Source organism: Pseudomonas tensinigenes, assembly GCF_014268445.2.
GTDB lineage: Bacteria > Pseudomonadota > Gammaproteobacteria > Pseudomonadales > Pseudomonadaceae > Aquipseudomonas > Aquipseudomonas tensinigenes.
Map to the genome: position 1 here is coordinate 1,870,687 of NZ_CP077089.1, position 21,813 is coordinate 1,892,499.

A 21,813-nucleotide genomic window follows, 5' to 3' on the forward strand; every position below is an offset into this window, starting at 1 on the left:
CGGGTAGAACCCGGCGCTCTAAAAACAGGCGCCAGTATCGCGATGGTTTATGACAGAGCAGTGGCACAGTGATGGCAGGTTGATGACGATATCGATTCGCCCTGAACTATTGATCTAGAGCGCTGTCGGCCGATTGCGGGTGTGCAATGCCGCGCAATCGGCGATACTCGCCGGGCGCTGAAGTCCTGTTGTGGAGAGCTTGTTGATGCCGTTGCAACGCCTGCAAAACCTGTCGGAAATTGCCCCGGCAAGCTGGGATGCGCTGGTGCCTGAAAGCCAGCCATTTCTGCGCCATGCCTTTCTCAGTGCGCTGGAAGACAGCGGTAGCGTTGGCCCCCACACCGGCTGGCAACCGGAGCATTTGCTGCACGTCGAGGGCGATCGTCTGATCGCCGCGTTACCCAGTTATCGCAAGTGGCATTCCTACGGCGAGTACGTGTTCGATCACGGCTGGGCCGACGCCTGCGCCCGCGCCGGCATCGATTACTACCCGAAGCTTTTGACGGCTGTGCCATTCAGTCCGGTGAGCGGCCCGCGCTTGTTGGCGGCCAATGTCGAAGACGGTTTCGAACTGCTCAAGAGCCTGCCGGGCTATCTGGAGATCGAAGGGCTTTCCAGCGCGCACATCAATTTCACCGACGCTTTCACCGATGCTGCGATGGCCGAACAGCCGGGCTGGCTGCAACGCATTGGCTGTCAGTATCACTGGCAGAATCGCGGGTATCGCGACTTCCAGGACTTCCTCGATGTGCTCAGTTCGCGCAAGCGCAAGCAGATGCGCAAGGAACGCGAGCAGGTGGCGGGGCAGGGCTTTGAGTTTGAATGGCTGGAGGGGCGGGAGCTGGACGAGGCGCGGTGGGATTTTGTCTACGCCTGTTACGCCAACACCTACGCGGTGCGGCGCCAGACGCCGTATCTGACGCGGGAGTTTTTCAGTCTGCTGGCCGAGCGCATGCCCGAGGCAATCCGCGTGGTGCTGGCAAAACAGGGCTCACGGCCGGTGGCGATGGCCTTCAGTCTGGTCGGTGGCGACAGTTTCTACGGGCGCTACTGGGGGTGTCTGGCCGAGTTTGATCGGCTGCACTTTGAAACCTGTTTTTATCAGGGGATGGATTATGCGATCGCGCAGGGTTATCAGCGTTTCGATGCTGGCGCTCAGGGCGAGCACAAGCTGATTCGCGGGTTTGAACCGGTGATCACCCACTCTTGGCATTACCTGCGGCATCCGGGGTTGAAAGCGGCGGTAAAAGACTTCCTGCAACAGGAACGCGCCGGCATTCTCGCCTACGCCGAAGAAGCAAAAACAGCGTTGCCCTACCGCCAGGCATAGATCCCTGTGGGAGCGAGCCTGCTCGCGAAGGCGTCGTGTCAGTCGACATATACGTTACTGACACAACGTCTTCGCGAGCAGGCTCGCTCCCACAAAGGGATTTCATACGCCTTCAGGTTTCTTCCTTGCCCAGCCACCGATAGATCCCGCCACCGACCACCGCGCCAATCAACGGCGCGACCCAGAACATCCACAACTGCGCGATCGCCCAGCCGCCGACCATCAGCGCCGGTCCCGTGCTGCGGGCCGGATTGACCGAGGTGTTGGTGACCGGAATCGAGATCAGGTGAATCAGCGTCAGGCCCAAGCCTATGGCGATCGGTGCCAGTCCCGGCGGTGCGCGTCTATCGGTGGCGCCGAGGATGATGATCACAAACATCGCGGTCATCACGAGTTCAGTGACGAACCCCGCCGCCATCGAGTACTTGCCCGGTGAATGCTCACCATAACCGTTGGACGCCAGGCCAGCGGCGATGTCGAAACCCTCCTTGCCGCTGGCGATGTGGGCGATCAGCGCCGCCGCGAGAATCGCGCCGAGCACTTGGGCAATGATGTAAGCGGGCAACTCCTTGGCCGGAAACCGGCCGCCGACGAACAGACCGACCGACACGGCGGGGTTGAGGTGACAGCCGCTGATGTGGCCGATGGCAAACGCCATGGTCAGCACCGTCAGACCAAACGCCAGGGCCACCCCCAGCACCCCGATTCCCAAGGGTGAAGACGCGGCGATCACCGCGCTGCCGCAACCACCCAATACCAACCAGAACGTACCCAACAACTCAGTGACTGAACGTTTGAACAGAGACATGAGAGGCGTCCTTGATAGCCCTGCTATCGAGACTGCATCGAGTTGTGCATCCTTGCAGACTTACGACAGGCTCCGTTCCGGAACCTTGGCTGAGTACAGCAGGCTTTTTGCCGATTTCCAGCAAGCACAAAAAAACCGCCAGCACCCGTGGTTGGCGGGCTGTGGCGGTGATCGTTCCCACGCTCTGCGTGGGAATGCCTCAAGGGACGCTCCGCGTCCAGTGACGCGGAGCGTCACGGGCTGCGTTCCCACGCAGAGCGTGGGAACGATCTTGGGAGAGATCAATCGATGCCGACAAACCCCCCGGTCTGATGCGCCCACAACCGTGCATACAAGCCACGGTGAGCCAGCAATTCAGCATGGGTGCCGCTCTCGGCAATCTTGCCGTTCTCCAGGACCACCAGCCGATCCATCCGCGCAATGGTCGAGAGTCGGTGCGCAATCGCGATCACGGTTTTGCCCTGCATCAGGGTTTCCAGGCTTTCCTGAATCGCCGCTTCGACTTCCGAGTCCAGCGCCGAGGTGGCTTCGTCCATGATCAGGATCGGCGCGTCCTTGAGCAGCACGCGTGCAATAGCGATGCGCTGGCGCTGGCCACCGGACAACTTCACTCCGCGCTCACCAACATGCGCATCGAAACCCGTGCGACCTTCAGCGTCCGATAGCAGCGGAATGAACTCATCGGCGCGCGCCTTGTGCACCGCATCCCACAACTCGGCGTCGGTAGCATCCGGTTTGCCGTACAGCAAGTTGTCGCGGATCGAACGGTGCAGCAGCGAGGTGTCTTGGGTGATCATGCCGATCCGCGCACGCAGGCTTTCCTGACCGACTTCGGCGATGTTCTGGCCGTCGATCAGAATGCGTCCGCCTTCGACGTCGTACAGGCGCAGCAACAGGTTGACCAGCGTTGATTTGCCGGCACCAGACGGCCCGATCAAGCCGATTTTCTCGCCCGGTTTGATGTTCAGGTTGAGGTCGCCGATGATCCCGCGCTTTTTGCCGTAGTGAAAATCCACGTGCTCGAAACGCACTTCGCCACGGGCCACGTCCAGCGGTTTGGCCTGCTCGTGATCGGTGACGCTGACCGGTTGCGAGATGGTGCGCAGCCCGTCCTGAACCATGCCGATGTTTTCGAAAATGCCGGTGACCACCCACATGATCCAGCCGGACATGTTGACGATGCGGATCACCAGGCCGGTGGCCAAGGCAATCGCACCGACAGTGATCAGCGACTGCGTCCACAACCACAGCGCCAACGCCGTGGTGCCGACGATCAGCAAGCCGTTCATGGCAGTGATTACCACGTCCATGCTGGTGACGACGCGGCCGGCCATTTGTGCTTTGACGGTCTGTTCTTCGATGGCTTCCTTGGCGTAGTGCTGTTCGAAGTTGGTGTGGGCGAACAGCTTCAGCGTGGCGATGTTGGTGTAGCCGTCGACGATGCGGCCCATCAGTTTCGAGCGCGCGTCGGAGGCTTCCACCGAGCGCTCTTTCACGCGCGGTACGAAGTAATACAGCGCGCCGATGTAGGCGACGATCCACGTCAACAGCGGGATCATCAGGCGCCAGTCGGCTTCGGCGAACAACACCAGCGAACTGATCGCATAGATCACCACGTGCCACAGCGCATCGACCGCTTGCACCGCCGAATCACGCAGCGAGTTGCCGGTCTGCATGATGCGCTGGGCGATGCGCCCGGCAAAGTCGTTCTGGAAGAAATTCAGGCTCTGTTTGAGCACGTAGCTGTGGTTCTGCCAGCGGATCATGCTGGTCATGCCGGGGCTTAACGTCTGATGCACCAGCAAGTCGTGCAGGCCGAAGAAAATCGGCCGCAGGACGAGGGCAACCACCAGCATCCACGTCAGTTCGAGGGCGTGGTCGCTGAAGAAATTCGGGTTGGGTGTGCCTTGGGCCAGGTCGATGATACGGCTCAGGTAACTGAACAGTGCCACTTCGATCAATGCGGCGAACAGGCCAACGACGAGCAGGGCGGCAAAACTCGGCCAGACCTGCTTGAGGTAATAGGTGTAGAAGGGGAGAACGCGGTCCGGCGGAGACGCCGTCGGGGCTTCACGGAATATGTCGATCAGTTGTTCGAAACGGCGATAGAGCATCAGATAACCGCCCGGAGTACGGGCTCTCCTTTTATCGGTGTGAGCGGCGTGAGGTTGAACTCACGCCGCTCGATACGCCCTGTACAGCTTAGTCGATGACTTTGGCCGACTTGATGAATACAGGGTCGGCAGGTACGTCTTTCATGCCGCTTTTGGTGGTGGTCGGCGAGTTGACGATGATGTCGACCACGTCCATGCCTTTGACCACTTTGCCGAATACAGCGTAGCCGTCGCCTTGGTCGAGGAAGTCGTTGTCCTTGACGTTGATGAAGAACTGGCTGGTCGCCGAATCAGGTACGGAAGTGCGAGCCATGGACAAGGTGCCACGAACGTTAGCCAGACCGTTTTTGTGCTCGTTCTTGATCGGCGCCTTGGTTTCTTTTTGCTGCATCTGTTGAGTGAAACCGCCGCCCTGAACCATAAAGCCCGGGATCACGCGGTGGAAAATCGTGTTGTTGTAGAAGCCGCTGTTGACGTAATCGAGAAAGTTCTTGGTGCTGATTGGCGCCTTGACCGGATCCAGTTCGATTTCGATCTGGCCGTTGGTGGTGTCCAGCAGCACGTGCGGTGCTTTGACCGGCGTGGCTGCCATCAGGTTGGCGGCAAACAGCACAGTACCAGCGGCGAGGGCGAGTTTTTTCAGCATGGGTCAGTGATCCTGAGATTGAGTATCGGCTGCGGCGAGGAACTCCAGCAGCGTTTGATTGAAGCGTTCGGGTTGATCGAGCGGGGTGGCGTGGCGCGAATCGGCAATCACCACCAGCCGCGCATTCGGCAGCAGTCTTACATAGGTTTCTTTCAGTGCCACTGGTGTGTAATCACGGTCGGCGCTGATGACGAGCGTTGGACAGGTCACCCGGGAAAGTCGTTCCTGAACGCCCCAGCCAACAATCGCATCGAAGCTGGCGAGATAAGCACGTTTGTCGTTTTTTGCCCAGCGTTCGGCCATTTTCTGCCGCAGATCGGCTTGTTCCGGTTTCGGAAAAAGTTTGCCGCCGAGGGCTTTGCCGATGCTGGCGAGGCTGAGCACGCGCATCAGACTCCAGCGCTTGAACCACTGCCAGTAATCATCGCGGCTACGCAGTTTGACTTCGGGCGCGCTGTTGACGATGGTCAGGCTTTTCAGCATTTGCGGCTGATCGACGCCGAGCTGGAAGCCGATCATACCGCCCATCGACAGCCCGACGTAATGCACCGGGCCGAGACGCAAGTGCTCGATCAGCGCAACCATGTCGGCGCTGAAGCCGGCGATGCTGTAGCGCTCACGGGGTTTGTCCGAGCGCCCGTGGCCGCGAATATCCGGGACGATCACCCGATAGTGCGCGGCGAGCGCCGGGATCTGCATTTCCCAATCCAGCGTGCTCGAACCGAGCCCGTGAACCAGCAGCAACTGCGCGCCGTGGCCATATTCCTCGTAGTGCAGGTTGCAACCTTCGTGCTCGAAATACGCCATCGGTGAACTCCGTGTCAGGCTTGTTCAGGGGCGGCGAACGGTGCGTCCAGCGGCAAAGTGTCGAAGGTGCGCAGCAGTTCGATGAGGATTTGCGTGGCCGGGCCCAAGGGTTTGTCCTTGTTCGAATACAGATAGAAGCTGGAATTGCGGTTGCCGCCCCTGTCCAACGGTAGCAGCTTGAGCGAACCATCTTTCAATTCCCGCTCGATCATGTGCCGGGGCAGCCAGGCAAAACCGAGGCCGCTGCTGACGAACGTGGCCGCCGTGGCGAGGCTGCCCACGGTCCAGCGCTGCTCGGCGCCGAGCCAGCCGACGTCCCGCGGTTGCTGGCGGCCGGAGTCGCGAATCACCACTTGCATCTGGGTTTCCAGATCCTGAAAGCTCAGCTCGCGATTGAGCCGATGCAGCGGGTGATCGGGGTGGGCGACAGCGACGAACTCGACGTCACTCAATTCCGCGCCGAGGTAGCCGGGAATGCTCAGGCCGGTGATGGCCAGATCAGCCACGCCTTCAAGCAGCACTTCTTCAACACCTGACAATACTTCCTCACGCAGACGCACGCGGCAGCCGCGACTCTGCGGCATGAACGCGGTCAATGCGCGCACAATTCGCGCGCTCGGGTAGGCCGCATCGACTACCAGCCGCACCTCGGCTTCCCAACCTTGCTCCATATGGTGGGCAAGATCTTCCAGTTGGCTGGCCTGTTTCACCAATTGTCGCGAACGACGCAGCAACACGCCGCCGGCCTCGGTGAGCACGGCTTTGCGCCCGTCGATGCGCAGCAACGGCACGCCGAGCTGGTCCTGCATGCGGGCGACGGTGTAACTCACCGACGATTGCGAACGGTGCAAGGCCTCGGCGGCCTGGGCGAATCCGCCGTGGTCGACCACGGCCTGCAATGTTCGCCATTGATCCAGGGTCACGCGGGGCGCTTTCATCAATAGCTCCTCTTGTCCTAAGCTGGCCGTCCCTCATGGAGACTGCCGAATGAAAAAATTCTGTTGTGTGCTGCTGGCGCTGCTACCGCTGACTGCTTTTGCGTACCCGATCGATGTGCAGAAAGAACTCAACGGCATGAAGATCGACTACGAGACCTTCGACACCGATAACGACATCGGCTCGATTCGGGTGGCCAACTACGGTGATGTCGACGCGACGTGCAAAGCGGTGTTCAGCAATGGCCCGGAAGCGCCGCGCACCCGCACAATCGATGTACCGGCCGGCAAACATAAAAACGCCACGGCCAAGTTCACCCGCGAGATCATCAAGCTGCGCATCAAACTGAGCTGCACCCCGAAATAACAGCGTATTTACTGTGGGAGCGAGCCTGCTCGCGAAGGCGTAGTGTCAGTCGACACTTTCTCTGACTAATACACCGCCTTCGCGAGCAGGCTCGCTCCCACAGGGGTTAGGTGCATCTAAACGAATTATTCGATGCTTTGCAGCAATTATTTGCGCTTTTTCATCGATTCGACTCTGTTTAACCTTCACTCCATCGACCTACAACATTCTCGGATGGAGGCTACACACCATGTCCCGCGTTCTGATCATCGAAAGCAGCGCCCGCCAGCAAGACTCGGTATCGCGTCAACTGACCCAGACCTTCATCGGTCAGTGGAAAGCGGCGCATCCCAACGATCAGATCACCGTACGTGACCTCGCTGCGAACCCGGTACCACACCTGGACAGCAACCTGCTGGGTGGCTGGATGAAGCCTGCCGATCAGCGCAACGCCAACGAGCAATCGTCGCTGGACCGTTCCAACGAATTGACCGATGAGTTGCTCGCCGCCGACGTGCTGGTGATGGCCGCGCCGATGTACAACTTTGCGATCCCGAGCACCCTCAAGGCCTGGCTCGACCACGTGCTGCGTGCCGGTGTGACCTTCAAGTACACCGAAACCGGCCCGCAAGGTCTGCTCAGCGGCAAACGGGCTTACGTACTGACCGCTCGCGGCGGCATCTACGCCGGCGGCCCGGCGGATCATCAGGAACCGTACCTGCGTCAGGTCATGGGTTTCATCGGCATCAACGACGTGACGTTCATTCACGCCGAGGGCATGAACCTCGGTGGCGACTTCCAGGAGAAAGGTCTGAATCAGGCCAACGCCAAGCTGTCCCAGGTCGCTTGATATGTTAATCGCCAGATAATCGCTGGATGGTCTAGTGACCTGGCGCAACCCCTTCAAGGCTCTACGCGCATCGAACCTCCCTTTGCACTTGTTGCTCCTGAGTGCTGTAGCCCGATTGAACGCATTAGCGAGATCGGGCTTTTTTTTGCCTGCCGTTTCATCAAAAACACAAAAACAGAATTTTCCTACGTGATTCTCAGGTTGTCTGTCGGAAGGGGCATCCCTAGGCTTTGGCCTTGTCTGAACAGTCAGCGATCAAGGGAGATCACGATGCTCAAAAAAGTCATTGCCACTATCGCATTCATTTCGGCACCCGCTTGGGCGAGCCCGCCCCCGTTCACCGGCACCGATTACAGCGGGGTTTATGAATGCAAAGGCATGGACAGCCACATTGGCGAATTCAAAGGCACGGTCGACATGCAACTCAATGCCAGGCAAAGCACTGGGCATTACGGCGCTTACACCTTCAGGCTGACCCTGGCGGACAAATCCGTGTACGACGGTTTTGCCGCTGCCAATGCAGACTCATTGGCGATTTACTTTGCTCACACAGACGCGGCCCTGAAAGATTACGGTGTCGGTATCGCGCGGATGACCGCGGGCTCTGACGGCAAACTCGCTTTCAGCAAATACTATTACGGCCCTGAATACGAAGGCGGCGGTCACGGCATGGAAAACTGCGTCAAGGGCTGATTCCCCTGATTCCGTGGGGGCGGCCAAGGGCGTTCCCACGCATGCTGTCATTGCGCAGGGTTCGCGATCAGCCGTAAAACCCGCTATCGTCGCCGCCATTCGATTTCGAGGCGAGCATGGGCTATCTACTTTTTGTCACGCTGATTCAGGCGTTTTCCTTCAGCCTGATCGGCGAATACCTCGCCGGTCATGTCGACAGTTACTTCGCGGTGCTGGTGCGTGTGGTGCTGGCTGGTCTGGTGTTCATTCCGTTGACCCGCTGGCGGTCGGTCGAACCTTCGTTCATGCGCGGCATGCTGGTGATCGGCGCCTTGCAGTTTGGCGTGACTTACGTCTGTCTTTATTTGAGCTTCCGCGTGCTGACGGTGCCGGAAGTATTGCTGTTCACTATCCTCACGCCGCTGCACGTGACGTTGATCGAAGACGCCCTGAACCGGCGCTTCAATCCGTGGGCGCTGATTGCGGCGCTGGTGGCGGTGGGCGGGGCGGCGGTGATTCGCTTTGACAGCATCAATCCGGACTTCTTCATGGGCTTCCTGCTGCTGCAACTGGCCAACTTCACCTACGCCGCAGGGCAGGTGATGTACAAGCATCTGGTGGCGAAACACCCGAGCGACCTGCCGCATTACCGGCGTTTCGGCTTCTTCTACCTCGGCGCGCTGGCCGTGGTGCTGCCGGCATTCTTGATGTTCGGCAAAGCCAACTTCCTCCCGGAAGCTCCACTGCAATGGGCCGTGTTGCTGTTTCTCGGTCTGGTCTCGACCGCGCTGGGCATGTACTGGTGGAACAAGGGCGCATGCATGGTCAACGGCGGCACGCTGGCGGTGATGAACAACCTGCATGTTCCGGTGGGGTTGCTGCTGAATTTGCTGATCTGGAATCAGCATGAGGAACTGGGGCGGTTGTTCCTTGGCGGGAGTGTGATTCTGGCTGCCGTGTGGATCAGCCGACTGGGCATCCGAAAAAAACCGGTCGCTGCATAACCCCTGTGGGAGCGAGCCTGCTCGCGAAGGCGCTGGGTCAGATAAGTATGGGTCGACTGACACATTGCATTCGCGAGCAGGCTCGCTCCCACATTTGATCTTTGGGTTACATCAGGTGTTTCTGTGGTTCGGGAATGCTGGCCGCGCCGAGTACCGCTGGCAGCAACCCGGAACGCAAATCCCCACCACTCGGCTGTTGATACAGACTCAGCCCGAACTCCGGCAGCACCGCCAGCAGATAATCGAAAATATCCCCCTGAATCCGCTCGTAATCGGCCCACACCGTGGTGCGGGTGAAGCAGTAGATCTCCAGCGGAATGCCCTGCGCGGTGGTCTGCATCTGCCGCACCATGCAGGTCATGTTCGGCTGAATCTCCGGATGACTCTTCAGATACGCCAGCGCATACGCGCGGAAAGTGCCGATATTGGTCATGCGCCGGCGGTTCGCCGACATCGCCGCGACATTGCCCTGTGCCTCGTTCCACGCCTTGAGTTCGGCTTTCTTGCGGCTCATGTAGTCGGTCAGCAAGTGCACCTGGGAGAGTTTTTCTTCCTCGTCATCGCGGATGAAACGCACGCCGCTGGCATCGATGAACAGGCTGCGCTTGATCCGTCGCCCGCCCGATTGCTGCATGCCGCGCCAGTTCTTGAACGACTCGGACATCAGCCGCCAGGTCGGAATGGAAACGATGGTCTTGTCGAAGTTCTGCACCTTGACCGTGTGCAGGGTGATGTCGACCACGTCGCCATCGGCGCCGACTTGTGGCATCTCGATCCAGTCGCCTACGCGCAACATGTCGTTGCTGGTCAACTGCACGCTGGCGACGAACGACAGCAGCGTGTCCTTGTAGACCAACAGAATCACCGCCGACATCGCACCCAGACCGGACAGCAGCAACAGCGGCGAACGGTCAATCAACGTGGCGACAATGATGATCGCGCCAAACACGTACAAGACCATTTTCGCCAGTTGCACGTAGCCTTTGATCGAGCGCGTGCGGGCGTGCTCGGTGCGTGCATAGATGTCGAGCAGGGCATTGAGCAGGGCGCTGACCGACAGCAGCAGGAACAGAATGGTGAACGACAGTGCCACGTTACCGAGAAAGGTCATCGCGGTTTTACTCAGTTCCGGCACCAGATGCAGGCCGAACTGGATCACCAGCGACGGCGTCATCTGCGCCAGGCGCTGAAATACCTTGTTGTGGCGAAAGTCATTGATCCAGTGCAGCGACGGCTGGCGGCCGAGCATGCGGCTGGCGTGCAGGATCAGGTAACGCGCCACTCGTCCGAGCACCAGCGCGATCACCAATAACAAGGTCAGCGCAAGGCCGGCCTGCAACAGTGGATGCTGTTCGAGGGTGCCCCAGAGGTCTTGGGCGTTGAGCCAGAGCTGTTTGAAATCCATATGAGCAACGATTCTTCTGTAAGACGCGATGGGTGATTAGAGCATTTAAGCCGCTGTGTATTACCGTTGGAGACAAATCGAGCAACAAAAAAGCCACTGATTACGTCCGTTTGTATAAAGAAACTCGGCCTGAGCGCTCGAAACCGGTAACCTATGCAGCTGTTTTTTTGCATATCTTCGAGGTAGCACCCGTGTTTTCCCAATTCGCCCTGCACGAACGCCTGCTTAAAGCTGTGGCCGAGCTGAAATTTGTCGAGCCAACGCCTGTGCAAGCCGCGGCCATCCCGCTGGCGCTCCAAGGGCGTGATCTGCGGGTGACGGCGCAAACCGGTAGCGGCAAAACCGCCGCTTTCGTTCTGCCAATCCTCAATCGCCTGATCGGCCCGGCCAAGGTTCGCGTCAGCATCAAGACGCTGATCCTGCTGCCGACCCGTGAACTGGCCCAGCAGACCCTGAAGGAAGTTGAACGCTTTTCGCAGTTCACCTTCATCAAGTCCGGCCTGATCACCGGCGGTGAAGACTTCAAGGTCCAGGCCGCGATGCTGCGCAAAGTGCCGGACATCCTCATCGGCACCCCGGGCCGGATGATCGAGCAACTCAACGCCGGCAACCTCGACCTCAAAGAAGTCGAAGTGCTGGTGCTCGACGAAGCCGACCGCATGCTCGATATGGGTTTTGCCGAAGACGTACAGCGTCTGGTCGACGAATGCCCGAACCGTCAGCAGACCATGCTGTTCTCCGCCACCACCGGTGGTTCCGGCCTGCGGGACATGATCGGCAAGGTGCTGAACAACCCTGAGCACTTGCAGCTCAACGCGGTCAGCCAACTGAACTCGACCACCCGTCAGCAGATCATCACCGCCGACCACAATCAGCACAAAGAGCAGATTGTGAACTGGCTGCTGGCCAACGAGACCTATCAGAAGGCCATCGTCTTCACCAACACCCGCGCCATGGCCGACCGCATCTACGGTCGTCTCGTGGCTCAGGAATACAAAGCGTTCGTGCTGCACGGCGAGAAAGACCAGAAGGATCGCAAACTGGCGATCGACCGTCTGAAGCAGGGCGGCGTGAAGATTCTCGTGGCCACCGACGTTGCGGCCCGTGGTCTGGATGTGGATGGTCTGGATCTGGTGATCAACTTCGACATGCCACGCAGCGGCGACGAATACGTGCACCGCATCGGTCGTACCGGTCGTGCCGGTAACGATGGTCTGGCGATCTCGTTGATCTGCCACGGCGACTGGAACCTGATGTCGAGCATCGAGCGCTATCTGAAGCAGAGCTTCGAGCGCCGTACCATCAAGGAAGTCAAAGGCACCTACGGCGGACCAAAAAAGGTCAAGGCTTCGGGTAAAGCCGTTGGCGTGAAGAAGAAAAAGACTGACGCCAAGGGCGACAAGAAGAAAACCGCCGCCAAAACGCCGACCAAGCGCAAGAGCGCCAACCGTCCGAAGCCGGACTCGTTGGTGAGCAGCGACGGCATGGCCCCGCTGAAGCGCCGCAAGCCAGCAGAGCCTGCGGCTGAGTAAGTCGTTTCAGGCGCACAGAAAAAACCCGGACAGTGTCCGGGTTTTTTTTCGTCCATCAGTTGCCGAGCTGACCACTGGTGTCGGCATCAAAGCGCCGCTTGGCCTGATCGGCCGCCGGCTTCAATGCTGCGAGCAAGGCTGCCTCGCTGTACAACCGAGTGGTCGCCAGATCCTTCGGCGTTGGTTCAATCGGGATCAATACATCCTCACCGTCGGCATGCAGCCATATCGCCACAACATGCAGCGCCGAGACAAACAGCACGCGCAACTCAACGGTTTTGCCCTGCAGTTGCGGCGCTTGTTCTGCGAGTTTCAGCGCACTCACCGTCGCGGCGGCGTGATCGCCGTGGTTCAACGAAGCGAACTCGACATGCCCGCGCACCTCGGCCAATTGCGCATCGGCAATCGTCACGCCGTCGGCAAATACCAGATAATGCCAGTCGCCGATTCGCGCGTCTTGCAGACCTTTGCCTTGGCTCAGGTCCTCCAGGTTCAACGAGTAGCCGCGATAGGCCTCACTGAGGCTGATCTTCGCAGGTGCTGCGTTGGCGAACTGGCGATTGGCGCCGAAGCCCTGGGTTTGCAGCGCAGCTTGTAGCGCTGGGCGTAAGGTCTGTACGCCGTTGGAAGGCGCCTTTGGATAAGTCAGTTGCATGATGTCGCCCTCCTAGTTTTTGACTGTGAAGTAAGTGTGGGTCCAGTTGCCGCCGCCGTTATAGGCACGGGGAAACGCGTTCAGTGCGCGGGTCGAATAGCCGTAGATCGAGTCCGCGACCAACAGGTAATCGCCATTGGTGCCGTAGATCGTCAGGAAATGCGCCCCACCGCCGTACCAGGCGCAGCGCAAGCCGACCGGGCGGCCCATGCTGATCTGGTTCTGGATGGCCGACATCTGCAGCGAGCCCTGATTCATGCCGTTGTAGCTACGGGTGGTTTGCAGCGCCGAATCCAGATAGCCGTAAATGTTGCACGGCCCTGGCTGATTGCAGCAATTGCGATCGAGCTGGGTGCTGGCCACGCCGCACTGCGTCCAGTTGCCGGTGCCGTAATAGTTGCCGACCGAGGCGGACACGGCGGCCCAGCACCAGTTGGTCTGGGTCTGTTTCTGCATATTGAAGTTGAGGCTGCCGGCGGCGCGGGCGCTGAGCTGTTCAGCGGCTTCGACTTCGGCGAGTTGCGGGTCGAGCAGGTGACCGGCCAGGCACCTTGGCAGTGATTCGCCGGTGAATTGTGTTGCTGCTGTGGTTAACATTTTTCAATCCTCCATGAGTGAAAACAAGCGTCCAGCTTGTGAGGGTGTTGCGGTATTGCTGAGCGATCGGTGCTTAACGGTTGCCATCTTCTGTGGCCGGTTCCGATCTCCTTGCTCGAGGTAACCCTAGTCAGAGATATGCGTTAATGCAAATAAATAAATGCACAAATGCATTTCTAAGCGCAAAAAATCGCAGTCTGCAACAGCTCTTACAGGGTTTTGTGTAGGAGCTGCCGCAGGCTGCGATCTTTTGATCTTGCTGTTAGCCCTCGGTCTTCTTCTCGGCAGAATTCAGTTCTTTCAACCGCTGATCAATCAACTGGCACTTGTCCGGCAGATCCGCACTGGCCGTGCCCAGATCCATTTTTTGCAATTCAGCATTGATCTCCTTGGCCTTGGCCGGATTCTGCTCGGTCAGCTTCGAGACTTCCTTGGCCAGTTGTTCGCGCTTGGCGGTGGCTTCTTCCGGCGTGCAGGCCCAGACGGGCAGGGCGCAGGCCAGGGTGGCGGCGAGGGTGAGCTTGATCAGGGTTTTCATCGGGGCAGGCCTCAGTTCCGGTTAAGGCGGGTTAATCGGTTGAGGCCTTGAGCGGGAGAAAAGTTCATTGCTCATCACTCAGAGTGGCAGCAGCTCGACCTGGAATCGCCTTCATAACGATCATGATGCCGCACCCATTCCATGATCTCGTCCTCATTCCTGCCCTTGGGCGTGAGGTCTAGATAGTTGTAGGCACCGACCAGCATGTCGAGACCGCGAGCGTAAGTTGAGTAGGTGTGGAAGATGTCGCCCTTTGCATCACGATAAAACACGCTCAGCCCGGGCATTTCTTCCTCGGCGCTGTCAGTCTTTTCGTAGTTGTACGTAGCCTTTCCCGCCGCGACATCCTCAGCCCGTGCGCAAACGCCGAAGTCATAGTTGAAGTCGCAACCCTCTGACGACACCCAGTCAAACTTCCAGCCCATCCGCCGCTTGAAATCCTGGAACTCATTAAACGGTGCATGAGACACAGCAACCACGGCGATATCGTGATGCGCCAGATGCAGGTTGGCGCCATCGATGTGGTCACTGAGAAACGAGCAACCCTGGCAGCCTTCCTCCCATTCTTTGGCAAACATGAAGTGGTAAACCACCAATTGGCTGTGTTTACCGAACAGGTCAGCGAGTTTCAGCTCACCGTTGGGACTTTGGAAGTGGTAATCCTTATCGACTTTTACCCATGGCAACGCACGACGCTCGGCGCTGAGCCGGTCGCGTTCCTTGGTGAAAGCTTTTTCGTCGGCGAGATGTTGCTTACGGGCGGCGAGCCATTCTTCGCGCGATACCACCGGATGATTCTCAACGTTCATGATGATTTCTCCTGCGGGGTTGAAACCGTCTGTTTCAGACTAGTCGTTTAACCCTGCGGGAAATCGACAGACCGCCGGTCGGTCGGCTCGGCAAATGCGGCTGAACGGCTGCGAGCCACTCCGGTCACAACCTATGAACGCGCCATAAATCACGCGCACCGGAGGTTGTATCAGGATGACGACTTATAACTGGGATTTGATTGAACGCTTGCTGCATGAAGTGCAGAACAGCGCCGGCCATAGCTTTGCCCCACGGGCTTATGCCGAAGACTATGCGGCGGAGCAAGCCAGCGCGGGCGAGCCGATCGAGAACCTTGATCACCTGAAAACGCTGGCTTGCGACTATGAAAGACTGTTGCTCCTGCGCGGCTATATCGCACCGCGTCCGGATGAGGAGGGCAGCACCGGAAACAACTTTGTTCTGACGCCTCGCGGTTCCAGCTTGTTGAGCCTTATCGACAGCAGCATTCCCGGTAACGATCATCCGCGTCAGGTGCTGGATGAGCAGGAGGACGCGCTGGCCGAGGCGACGTTTGATGAAGTGGCATCTAAAGCTCAGATCGCCTGAGTTCAAAGTGATACCCATGTGGGAGCGAGCCTGCTCGCGAAAGCGGTACGTCAGTTACTTCAAATGTCACTGACAGACCGTATTCGCGAGCAGGCTCGCTCCCACATTGATCTTCGTTTTGTTCAGATTTTTTGCGCGGCCTTGAGGCATTTGAGGTCGTTGAAGTCTTTGCGCACCCCTTCGATCTTCTTCAACAACCGCTGACGCTGTTGCGGTGTACTTTCGGCCATCAAGTCCACCGCCAGCGAGCGTCCCTGCGCTTCAGTATCGGCGAAAGCCTTACGGTAATCCGCTGTCCATAAACTCTCGCGATTGACCAGAAGCGTCTCGATTCTCTGTGGGAATTCGGGACTTTTGCGTTGTGCGACGGCGGCACTGAATTGCTTCTGCCAATGGGCGCGGTTGGCGATCCATTGGGTGTACTGATCGCCCAACGCGGCCGACCAGGCCATGACCCGCTGTTCTTGAGTGGCGCTCAATGGCCCGAGCCAGTCATTCAAGCGTTTAACCATTCGCGCGCCACGCTCGGCGATTTGCTGATCAAGCGGTGGTTTGAGGTATTCCTGCTGACGCTTGCGCAGATCCTTGGCAAACGCGTCATTCATCTCGGCGACCTGTTTGTCATCCAGCCCTTGCAGCAACTCGATCGCCGACGGGGTGATCTCTCGAGCGGTTTCGGCAATGGCCTGCTTGGCTTCCGTAGTGCGCGCCTGCAACGCGGCATCGGTGATCTGATTGGTCTCGACCATTGTCTGTAGACGATCGAGCCAATCCAGATAACCCGGCAGTTGCGTGGTGCAATGCCAGTTCAAGTGATCCTTGAGCCGTTCGTTGAACCAGTCTTTCTGCTCGCCGTTCATGTCCAGGTAATCGCCGAGCGTCCACGGAATAATGACGTCGAGATTGCGGTACGCCAGGCCGACACGGCTGCAGGCGCCGAGGGCGAGGGTAAAGATCAGTAGCGTGGCGATGTGTTTGAACCAGCGAGACATGGGCGAATCCTTGCGTGAGCCTGGCTTCGAGGGACTGATTCCTATGTGAACGCAGAATGAACCCGGCAGTTCAGCCGATCAATAGAACGCGCGCGCAGCCTTGAGGGTGACAAGGCCGTCGCACTCGCTGTTGTGCCCGGAGTAGGCCGAACAATCGCTGCCGCTGAGACTGGAGTTGCTGTAGATCAGATCGAGATCGACGCCCATGAACGGCCGGGACAATTTCACTGACCAATCGGTAAAACTGCTGACATAACCACCGTCCACGGCGACGGGCGTGTTCAGTTGGTGGGTGGTGTATTTCATGCTGACGCCGATGCCGAATGGCTGGTTGCCGCCAAGATCGGCAAACAAGGTGTTGTTCTGTTTGTCCGGGTCGTTGCTGAAGGCCACGCCAAAACGACTGCCGAGCAAGGTCAGGCCACCGAACAGCTCTTGGCTGTCGAGGGTATCTACCTTGGGATAGCTGTAGTGGATCATGCCGACTTCGTAGCCGAGGGTCTGATCGAAAGGCTGTTTAAAGCCGACGTAGGAATCGATCTCGAGGTTCTTGCCTGGGCTGATGCCCATACTCGGTGCGTACTGGCCGACATAGAGGCCGCTGTCGTGGCTAAGGTCGAGGCCGCCGTGAAAAGAACCGACTGCCGCTGGTTTGACCAGGCCCTGAGCCATGCTACGTGTGGGCGTGGTGCCGAGTTTGAGGTCGAAGTCGCCGAGTTCACGCTGGAAAATCTGCGCGTGCGCGGTCGCACTGGCCAAAAGGCCTACGAGTAATAAACAGGATGTTCTGCGCATGCGTCACTCCATGAACAGCGAGGGCAGGGCGGCGGGCCTGCTGAAACGCTTGATCTAGACGCGTGCAAGGATACCGGCGAATGCTCGGCATTGAAGGCCGTTCGTCGATTTACAAGGATTTTTGTTTAAAGCGGGAGGGATGTTGCGCGGTGCCAGTCCAGACGCTTCGAAGCTCAAAGCGCCTCTGGACGGGTGTAAAACCGGGTATTACTTCTTGCCCAGGCTGATCTGCTTGGACGGGCCGAATGTCTGGCCACTGACGCCTTTGGCAATTTGCTGAATCTCGCCGCCAGACTTGAGGAACGCTGCGATCTGATCGTTGATCGATTCGCTGGTTTCAACGGCTGGAGCTGGCTTTGCTTTGCTGGTGGATGCTTTTACACGCATGGCGGCCATTAACCTGTAGAAAAGTAACTCGGCCAGGCATCGTACAGGAATAACTTGACAATTGCTTGGTAAATATCCCCCGGAATAACCCAGCGCAGTGCTGCATTATTCTCGATTGAATATTCGATATATCCGGCTAACCTGCTGTTTTAAATAAGAACATTTGGGCTGAGCGGCATTCAAATACTCAACCGCGAGCGGTGCTGCCTGCCAGACGAGCGGCACCTCAGCACAGCCGCACATAAGGAAAATCAAAGCGTTGCGCAGAATTCCGACGCGTGCGGATCTGCCGCCCGACGGCCACGCCAAAAACGGGTAGAATGCCGCCCACGCAATGAGGGTTTCGGAAAATGGCTTTAGTCGGGCGTTACAACAGTTTGCAAGTGGTTAAACACACTAACTTCGGTTTATATCTGGATGGCGGTGCCGACGGCGAGATTCTTTTGCCTAATCGTTATATCCCGAAAGATATTCCTACCGAAGATGAAGATTGGCTCAACGTATTTGTTTATCTGGACAGCGAAGACAAACTTCTCGCTACCACGGAAAAACCAAAAGTTCAGGTGGGTGAATTTGCCAGTCTGAAAGTCGTTGAAGTCAACAGCATCGGTGTGTTCCTCGATTGGGGGCTGCCAAAGGATCTGTTGCTGCCGTATTCCGAAGAAAAGCGCCAGATGACCGCCGGCGAATACTGCGTGGTGCATGTCTACCTCGACAAGCACACCCGCCGCATCACCGCCACTGCGCGTCTGGATCGCTACCTCGACAAGACCCCGGCCAACTACAGCCCGGGCCAGGAAGTCGATCTGCTGGTTGCCGAAGCCACCGACATGGGTTTCAAGGCGATCATCAACAACAAGCACTGGGGTTTGATCCACAAGAACGAAATCTTCAAGTTCATGCGCGCCGGCATGATCGAGAAGGGCTACATCAAGGAAGTCCGTGCCGACGGCAAGATCGCCCTGAGCCTGCAGCCGGTTGGCCAGGAAGCAGCGAGCAGCCTGAACTCGAAGATCCTCGCCAAGTTGCGCGACAACAGCGGTACGCTGCCGGTCAGCGACAAGAGCGATCCGGCGTTGATCAGCAGCCTGTTCGGCGTCAGCAAAGGCAACTTCAAGAAGGCCATTGGTGCGCTGTACAAGGAAGGCAAGATCGTTATTCACGCCGATCGCATTGAACTAACCTGAGCCTTGGGTGGCCCATGTTGCATGGGGCACACACGAGGTCGGGTCGATGAACAAAGCGCTGATTGCCTACGTTGCCACGCTGGTGACGTTTCTGCTGCTCGACGGTATCTGGCTCGGCCTGTTGATGGCGCCGACCTATCGCGAACTGCTCGGTTCGCTGATGCTCGAAAAACCGCTGCTGGTTCCGGCAGCGGTTTTTTATTGCCTGTATGTTTTTGGCTGCGTGGTGTTTGTGGTGCTGCCGGCCGTGACATGGCAATGGGCGGCGAAGCGGGGCGCATTGTTAGGGCTGATAGCTTACGGCACGTATGACCTGACCAATTGGGCGACGTTGCGCGGCTGGTCGGTGCAGGTGACGTTGATGGATTGGGCGTGGGGGACGTTTGCTACTGCTGTGGCTTGTAGCGTTGGGTTTTTGCTGGCGAGGCGGTTTGGCAAGTCTGCTCGGTAATGTGTGTTGGCAGTGCCGGCCCCTTCGCGAGCAGGCTCGCTCCCACAGGGGAACGCACGCCAAAGTGGGAGCGAGCCTGCTCGCGAATGGCGGCGTAGCCGACAGCCATTCACCCCTGACGCCACTGAAGCACAAAATGTCTTTTCCAGACGGCTTTTTCCCTCTGACTGATTGATAATCCCCGGCACTATTTTCTGAGCATTGGATGGCCTGCCATGTTTTGTGTGTTCGAGGTGCTGCGGTGATTGTCGAGCGGCGCAGTGCCGACAGTTTTGCCCTGCAAGTGATGATCGGCCTCTGCCTGATCTGGGGCGTGCAGCAGGTGATGATCAAGTGGGCGGCGCCGGACATTGCCCCGGTGATGCAAGCGGCAGCGCGCTCGGGGATTTCTGCGTTGCTGGTCGGCTTGCTGATCTGCTGGAAGGGCGGTTGGGATCAGGTCGGCAACACCTGGCGCGGTGGCTTGCTGGCCGGTGCGCTGTTCGGTCTGGAGTTCTTCTTCATCGCCGAAGGCTTGCAACTGACCACCGCCGCACATATGTCGGTGTTCCTCTACACCGCGCCGATTTTCACCGCGCTGGGCGTGCATTTTCTGCTGGCCAGTGAGCGCCTGCGACCGTTGCAATGGCTGGGTATTCTGCTCGCGTTCATCGGCATTGCAATTGCTTTCGCCGGCGGCGTGTCGTGGGACAACCTTGACCGGCGCATGCTGCTCGGCGATGCCTTTGGCGTGCTGGCCGGTGCCTGTTGGGGCGCGACCACCGTGGTGGTGCGCGCCTCGCGTCTGTCGGAAGCACCGGTGACGCTGACCCTGTTCTATCAGTTGATCGTCGGTTTCCTCGGCCTGCTCTTGATCGCGCTGTTCAGCGGTCAGATCACCCACGTCAGCCTGACCACTGTGGCGGTGGCTAGTGTGCTGTTCCAGGGCCTGGTGGTGTCGTTCTTCAGTTACCTGATCTGGTTCTGGCTGCTGCGTCGGTATCTGGCAGCCAACCTTGCGGTGTTTTCGTTCATGACGCCGTTGTTCGGCGTGACCTTCGGCGTGCTGCTGCTCGGCGAACAATTGAGCGTGAACTTCGTCATCGGCGCCGTGCTGGTGTTGCTCGGTATCACTTTTGTCAGCGCCGAGCAGTGGCTGCGTCGGCGTTTGCGCAGGGCGCTGGGCCAGCGCTAGTCGACTGCATCGCCAGGCCGCCAGCGATCAGCAAGCCGCTGCCGGCGATTACCAGTGCCAGATGCAGGCCGCCGCTGAAATGGCTGCTCAGCGCCGCCAGCAACGGGCCGCTGAGTTGGCCGACGGCAAAGCAGGCGGTCAGCATCCCGGCGTTGCGCTGGGTGGCGTGCGGCGCCAATTCCCGCGAGCGCTGCATGACCAGTTGCATGCAGGCGAGGAATGGCGTGCCGCACAGGATCACTCCCAGCGCGAGGCCAATGCCGCTGCCCAGCAGGCAAGCGAACACACCGGCCGCTTGCAGGCACAAAGTCGCCATCAACCAGTGCCGTGTAGTTTCAGGATCATGCCGACGCAAGCTCACCAGCACCACACCGATCGCTGCACTCAAACCAAAGCACGGCCAGAACAAATCGGCCTGCCACTGCCCGTGGAACTGCGCATTGGCCATTTGCGACAGGAAGGTCGCCGGAATGATGTACCCAACGCCGTAAAGCGCATAAATCAAGGCCAGCCGTCCGATGCCCCGATTCGATGGACTGACTGGCGCTGCAACCATCGTCGCCGTTGCGACCGGCGTTGGCAGCAGTCGCCAGACCCCCAGCATCATCACCAACGCAGCCGCTGCATAAATCAGCCACAACGTTGCGGACGTCTGATTCAGCAGATGTGAGACCAGCGCCAACAACCCTGTCAGAAAGATCCCCAACCCCGGTCCGGCAAACACCAGTGCGCCTAATCTCGGACGACCTGCTGCTGCCGCCAATGGTTGACTCAACGAAGTGATCATCACCAGCACCCAGGCACTCGCCACCCCGGTGCCGAAGCGCAGCAGCAAGTGCGACCAGAAGCCATTGGCCCAGAACGACGCCAGCGTCAGCAGCACGCACAACCACAGGCCGCCATGCAGGCGCCGCTGAACCTGCTGCGGGCGATGCGCAAACATCGCGTCCACCGCGCCGAGCAAGTAGCCGAGGTAGTTGGCCGCCGCAATCAGACCGGCGGCCGTCAGGTCGATCTGGCCTTCGCTGAGCAGGTGCGGCATTTGCGGGGTGAGGGCGAAACGCCCGATGCCCATGGCCATCATCAGGGCAACGAAGCAAGCGGATAAGCGAATCAGGGGCGACATGGTCGGGATTCCTTGGAAGGATCAATGACCGTCAGGCTAGGACTGATTGACTTTCTTTAAAATTGAATAATAGTGAGTAACTTGT

Annotated in this window: 24 protein-coding genes; 10 read left to right on the top strand and 14 right to left on the bottom strand. The window is 58.6% G+C overall.

What is annotated here, in order from left to right; genetic code table 11:
* The first annotated feature begins 205 nt into the window (after window positions 1-205).
* Window positions 206-1,330 carry a GNAT family N-acetyltransferase gene (locus HU718_RS08300; RefSeq protein ID WP_186612733.1) on the top strand — a complete coding sequence of 375 codons (1,125 nt, stop codon included), beginning with the start codon at window positions 206-208 and terminating at the stop codon, window positions 1,328-1,330.
* 112 nt (window positions 1,331-1,442) lie between these two features.
* Here the strand turns inward: HU718_RS08300 and aqpZ are convergent, their stop codons facing one another.
* The 5 genes from aqpZ to HU718_RS08325 all read right to left on the bottom strand — a co-directional run bounded on the left by aqpZ (window position 1,443) and on the right by HU718_RS08325 (window position 6,643).
* Complete coding sequence (gene aqpZ, locus HU718_RS08305) at window positions 1,443-2,138, bottom strand: aquaporin Z (RefSeq protein WP_064586473.1); 696 nt, start codon at window positions 2,136-2,138, stop codon at window positions 1,443-1,445.
* Between the two features lie 281 nt (window positions 2,139-2,419).
* Complete coding sequence (locus HU718_RS08310; RefSeq protein WP_134177693.1) at window positions 2,420-4,252, bottom strand: ABC transporter ATP-binding protein; 1,833 nt, start codon at window positions 4,250-4,252, stop codon at window positions 2,420-2,422.
* Window positions 4,253-4,340: 88 nt separating this feature from the next.
* On the bottom strand, window positions 4,341-4,898 hold the full coding sequence (locus tag HU718_RS08315) for a peptidylprolyl isomerase (protein WP_095119068.1): 558 nt from the start codon (window positions 4,896-4,898) through the stop codon (window positions 4,341-4,343).
* A 3-nt stretch (window positions 4,899-4,901) separates the two neighbouring features.
* Window positions 4,902-5,705: an alpha/beta fold hydrolase gene (locus tag HU718_RS08320; RefSeq protein ID WP_186612735.1), complete on the bottom strand. Its 804-nt coding sequence runs from the start codon at window positions 5,703-5,705 to the stop codon at window positions 4,902-4,904.
* A 14-nt stretch (window positions 5,706-5,719) separates the two neighbouring features.
* Complete coding sequence (locus HU718_RS08325) at window positions 5,720-6,643, bottom strand: PA3225 family LysR-type transcriptional regulator (protein ID WP_007914443.1); 924 nt, start codon at window positions 6,641-6,643, stop codon at window positions 5,720-5,722.
* A 49-nt stretch (window positions 6,644-6,692) separates the two neighbouring features.
* Between HU718_RS08325 and HU718_RS08330 the strand changes: the two genes are divergently transcribed.
* From HU718_RS08330 to HU718_RS08345, 4 genes are all read left to right on the top strand, one after another.
* Window positions 6,693-7,007: a 3-phosphoglycerate kinase gene (locus tag HU718_RS08330; protein ID WP_150708189.1), complete on the top strand. Its 315-nt coding sequence runs from the start codon at window positions 6,693-6,695 to the stop codon at window positions 7,005-7,007.
* Window positions 7,008-7,236: 229 nt separating this feature from the next.
* Window positions 7,237-7,836 (top strand): FMN-dependent NADH-azoreductase, encoded by a 600-nt coding sequence (locus HU718_RS08335; RefSeq protein WP_150730644.1) that lies wholly within the window; start codon window positions 7,237-7,239, stop codon window positions 7,834-7,836.
* A 270-nt stretch (window positions 7,837-8,106) separates the two neighbouring features.
* Window positions 8,107-8,529, top strand: a complete 423-nt coding sequence (locus tag HU718_RS08340; RefSeq protein ID WP_186612737.1) for a hypothetical protein — start codon at window positions 8,107-8,109, stop codon at window positions 8,527-8,529.
* Between the two features lie 116 nt (window positions 8,530-8,645).
* On the top strand, window positions 8,646-9,512 hold the full coding sequence (locus HU718_RS08345; protein WP_150708190.1) for a carboxylate/amino acid/amine transporter: 867 nt from the start codon (window positions 8,646-8,648) through the stop codon (window positions 9,510-9,512).
* Window positions 9,513-9,618: 106 nt separating this feature from the next.
* Here the strand turns inward: HU718_RS08345 and HU718_RS08350 are convergent, their stop codons facing one another.
* Window positions 9,619-10,917: a mechanosensitive ion channel family protein gene (locus HU718_RS08350; RefSeq protein ID WP_077571581.1), complete on the bottom strand. Its 1,299-nt coding sequence runs from the start codon at window positions 10,915-10,917 to the stop codon at window positions 9,619-9,621.
* A 191-nt stretch (window positions 10,918-11,108) separates the two neighbouring features.
* On the opposite strand from HU718_RS08350, the gene HU718_RS08355 reads away from it, so the two are divergent.
* Complete coding sequence (locus tag HU718_RS08355) at window positions 11,109-12,449, top strand: DEAD/DEAH box helicase (RefSeq protein ID WP_007914470.1); 1,341 nt, start codon at window positions 11,109-11,111, stop codon at window positions 12,447-12,449.
* A 55-nt stretch (window positions 12,450-12,504) separates the two neighbouring features.
* Here the strand turns inward: HU718_RS08355 and HU718_RS08360 are convergent, their stop codons facing one another.
* From HU718_RS08360 to HU718_RS08375, 4 genes are all read right to left on the bottom strand, one after another.
* Window positions 12,505-13,104 carry a hypothetical protein gene (locus HU718_RS08360; protein WP_150730646.1) on the bottom strand — a complete coding sequence of 200 codons (600 nt, stop codon included), beginning with the start codon at window positions 13,102-13,104 and terminating at the stop codon, window positions 12,505-12,507.
* Between the two features lie 12 nt (window positions 13,105-13,116).
* The gene (locus HU718_RS08365) at window positions 13,117-13,701 is read right to left on the bottom strand and encodes a papain-like cysteine protease family protein (RefSeq protein WP_186612739.1); all 585 of its coding nucleotides are present in this window, start codon (window positions 13,699-13,701) and stop codon (window positions 13,117-13,119) included.
* A 262-nt stretch (window positions 13,702-13,963) separates the two neighbouring features.
* On the bottom strand, window positions 13,964-14,239 hold the full coding sequence (locus tag HU718_RS08370; protein WP_186612741.1) for a hypothetical protein: 276 nt from the start codon (window positions 14,237-14,239) through the stop codon (window positions 13,964-13,966).
* 74 nt (window positions 14,240-14,313) lie between these two features.
* Window positions 14,314-15,048: a DUF899 domain-containing protein gene (locus HU718_RS08375; RefSeq protein WP_186612743.1), complete on the bottom strand. Its 735-nt coding sequence runs from the start codon at window positions 15,046-15,048 to the stop codon at window positions 14,314-14,316.
* 175 nt (window positions 15,049-15,223) lie between these two features.
* Between HU718_RS08375 and HU718_RS08380 the strand changes: the two genes are divergently transcribed.
* Window positions 15,224-15,616 carry a transcriptional regulator gene (locus HU718_RS08380; RefSeq protein WP_095119060.1) on the top strand — a complete coding sequence of 131 codons (393 nt, stop codon included), beginning with the start codon at window positions 15,224-15,226 and terminating at the stop codon, window positions 15,614-15,616.
* A 122-nt stretch (window positions 15,617-15,738) separates the two neighbouring features.
* Here HU718_RS08380 and HU718_RS08385 read toward each other — a convergent pair whose 3' ends face one another.
* The 3 genes from HU718_RS08385 to HU718_RS08395 all read right to left on the bottom strand — a co-directional run bounded on the left by HU718_RS08385 (window position 15,739) and on the right by HU718_RS08395 (window position 17,799).
* On the bottom strand, window positions 15,739-16,608 hold the full coding sequence (locus tag HU718_RS08385; protein ID WP_186612745.1) for a DUF6279 family lipoprotein: 870 nt from the start codon (window positions 16,606-16,608) through the stop codon (window positions 15,739-15,741).
* A 78-nt stretch (window positions 16,609-16,686) separates the two neighbouring features.
* Window positions 16,687-17,403, bottom strand: coding sequence for a TorF family putative porin (locus HU718_RS08390; RefSeq protein WP_122600180.1), 717 nt, complete (start codon window positions 17,401-17,403; stop codon window positions 16,687-16,689).
* Window positions 17,404-17,610: 207 nt separating this feature from the next.
* Window positions 17,611-17,799 (bottom strand): PFL_1563 family small protein, encoded by a 189-nt coding sequence (locus HU718_RS08395; protein WP_016985943.1) that lies wholly within the window; start codon window positions 17,797-17,799, stop codon window positions 17,611-17,613.
* A 341-nt stretch (window positions 17,800-18,140) separates the two neighbouring features.
* Here HU718_RS08395 and HU718_RS08400 point away from each other — a divergent pair, with 341 nt between their 5' ends.
* From HU718_RS08400 to HU718_RS08410, 3 genes are all read left to right on the top strand, one after another.
* Complete coding sequence (locus tag HU718_RS08400; protein ID WP_095119057.1) at window positions 18,141-18,977, top strand: CvfB family protein; 837 nt, start codon at window positions 18,141-18,143, stop codon at window positions 18,975-18,977.
* Window positions 18,978-19,023: 46 nt separating this feature from the next.
* Window positions 19,024-19,428, top strand: a complete 405-nt coding sequence (locus tag HU718_RS08405) for a DUF2177 family protein (protein WP_150708195.1) — start codon at window positions 19,024-19,026, stop codon at window positions 19,426-19,428.
* A 241-nt stretch (window positions 19,429-19,669) separates the two neighbouring features.
* Entirely contained in the window at window positions 19,670-20,602 is a 933-nt protein-coding gene (locus tag HU718_RS08410) for a DMT family transporter (protein ID WP_186612778.1), read from the top strand.
* Here the strand turns inward: HU718_RS08410 and HU718_RS08415 are convergent.
* The gene (locus HU718_RS08415; protein WP_186612747.1) at window positions 20,547-21,728 is read right to left on the bottom strand and encodes an MFS transporter; all 1,182 of its coding nucleotides are present in this window, start codon (window positions 21,726-21,728) and stop codon (window positions 20,547-20,549) included. The genes HU718_RS08410 and HU718_RS08415 overlap by 56 nt on opposite strands.
* Between the last annotated feature and the right edge of the window lie 85 nt (window positions 21,729-21,813).

Excerpts from the sequence above, each read along its gene's own strand:
- HU718_RS08300 (WP_186612733.1), top strand. The coding sequence starts at position 206 with ATGCCGTTGCAACGCCTGCAAAACCTGTCGGAAATTGCCCCGGCAAGC.
- aqpZ (WP_064586473.1), bottom strand. The coding sequence starts at position 2,138 with ATGTCTCTGTTCAAACGTTCAGTCACTGAGTTGTTGGGTACGTTCTGG.
- HU718_RS08310 (WP_134177693.1), bottom strand. The coding sequence starts at position 4,252 with ATGCTCTATCGCCGTTTCGAACAACTGATCGACATATTCCGTGAAGCC.
- HU718_RS08315 (WP_095119068.1), bottom strand. The coding sequence starts at position 4,898 with ATGCTGAAAAAACTCGCCCTCGCCGCTGGTACTGTGCTGTTTGCCGCC.
- HU718_RS08320 (WP_186612735.1), bottom strand. The coding sequence starts at position 5,705 with ATGGCGTATTTCGAGCACGAAGGTTGCAACCTGCACTACGAGGAATAT.
- HU718_RS08325 (WP_007914443.1), bottom strand. The coding sequence starts at position 6,643 with ATGAAAGCGCCCCGCGTGACCCTGGATCAATGGCGAACATTGCAGGCC.
- HU718_RS08330 (WP_150708189.1), top strand. The coding sequence starts at position 6,693 with ATGAAAAAATTCTGTTGTGTGCTGCTGGCGCTGCTACCGCTGACTGCT.
- HU718_RS08335 (WP_150730644.1), top strand. The coding sequence starts at position 7,237 with ATGTCCCGCGTTCTGATCATCGAAAGCAGCGCCCGCCAGCAAGACTCG.
- HU718_RS08340 (WP_186612737.1), top strand. The coding sequence starts at position 8,107 with ATGCTCAAAAAAGTCATTGCCACTATCGCATTCATTTCGGCACCCGCT.
- HU718_RS08345 (WP_150708190.1), top strand. The coding sequence starts at position 8,646 with ATGGGCTATCTACTTTTTGTCACGCTGATTCAGGCGTTTTCCTTCAGC.
- HU718_RS08350 (WP_077571581.1), bottom strand. The coding sequence starts at position 10,917 with ATGGATTTCAAACAGCTCTGGCTCAACGCCCAAGACCTCTGGGGCACC.
- HU718_RS08360 (WP_150730646.1), bottom strand. The coding sequence starts at position 13,104 with ATGCAACTGACTTATCCAAAGGCGCCTTCCAACGGCGTACAGACCTTA.
- HU718_RS08365 (WP_186612739.1), bottom strand. The coding sequence starts at position 13,701 with ATGTTAACCACAGCAGCAACACAATTCACCGGCGAATCACTGCCAAGG.
- HU718_RS08370 (WP_186612741.1), bottom strand. The coding sequence starts at position 14,239 with ATGAAAACCCTGATCAAGCTCACCCTCGCCGCCACCCTGGCCTGCGCC.
- HU718_RS08375 (WP_186612743.1), bottom strand. The coding sequence starts at position 15,048 with ATGAACGTTGAGAATCATCCGGTGGTATCGCGCGAAGAATGGCTCGCC.
- HU718_RS08380 (WP_095119060.1), top strand. The coding sequence starts at position 15,224 with ATGACGACTTATAACTGGGATTTGATTGAACGCTTGCTGCATGAAGTG.
- HU718_RS08385 (WP_186612745.1), bottom strand. The coding sequence starts at position 16,608 with ATGTCTCGCTGGTTCAAACACATCGCCACGCTACTGATCTTTACCCTC.
- HU718_RS08390 (WP_122600180.1), bottom strand. The coding sequence starts at position 17,403 with ATGCGCAGAACATCCTGTTTATTACTCGTAGGCCTTTTGGCCAGTGCG.
- HU718_RS08395 (WP_016985943.1), bottom strand. The coding sequence starts at position 17,799 with ATGGCCGCCATGCGTGTAAAAGCATCCACCAGCAAAGCAAAGCCAGCT.
- HU718_RS08400 (WP_095119057.1), top strand. The coding sequence starts at position 18,141 with ATGGCTTTAGTCGGGCGTTACAACAGTTTGCAAGTGGTTAAACACACT.
- HU718_RS08405 (WP_150708195.1), top strand. The coding sequence starts at position 19,024 with ATGAACAAAGCGCTGATTGCCTACGTTGCCACGCTGGTGACGTTTCTG.
- HU718_RS08415 (WP_186612747.1), bottom strand. The coding sequence starts at position 21,728 with ATGTCGCCCCTGATTCGCTTATCCGCTTGCTTCGTTGCCCTGATGATG.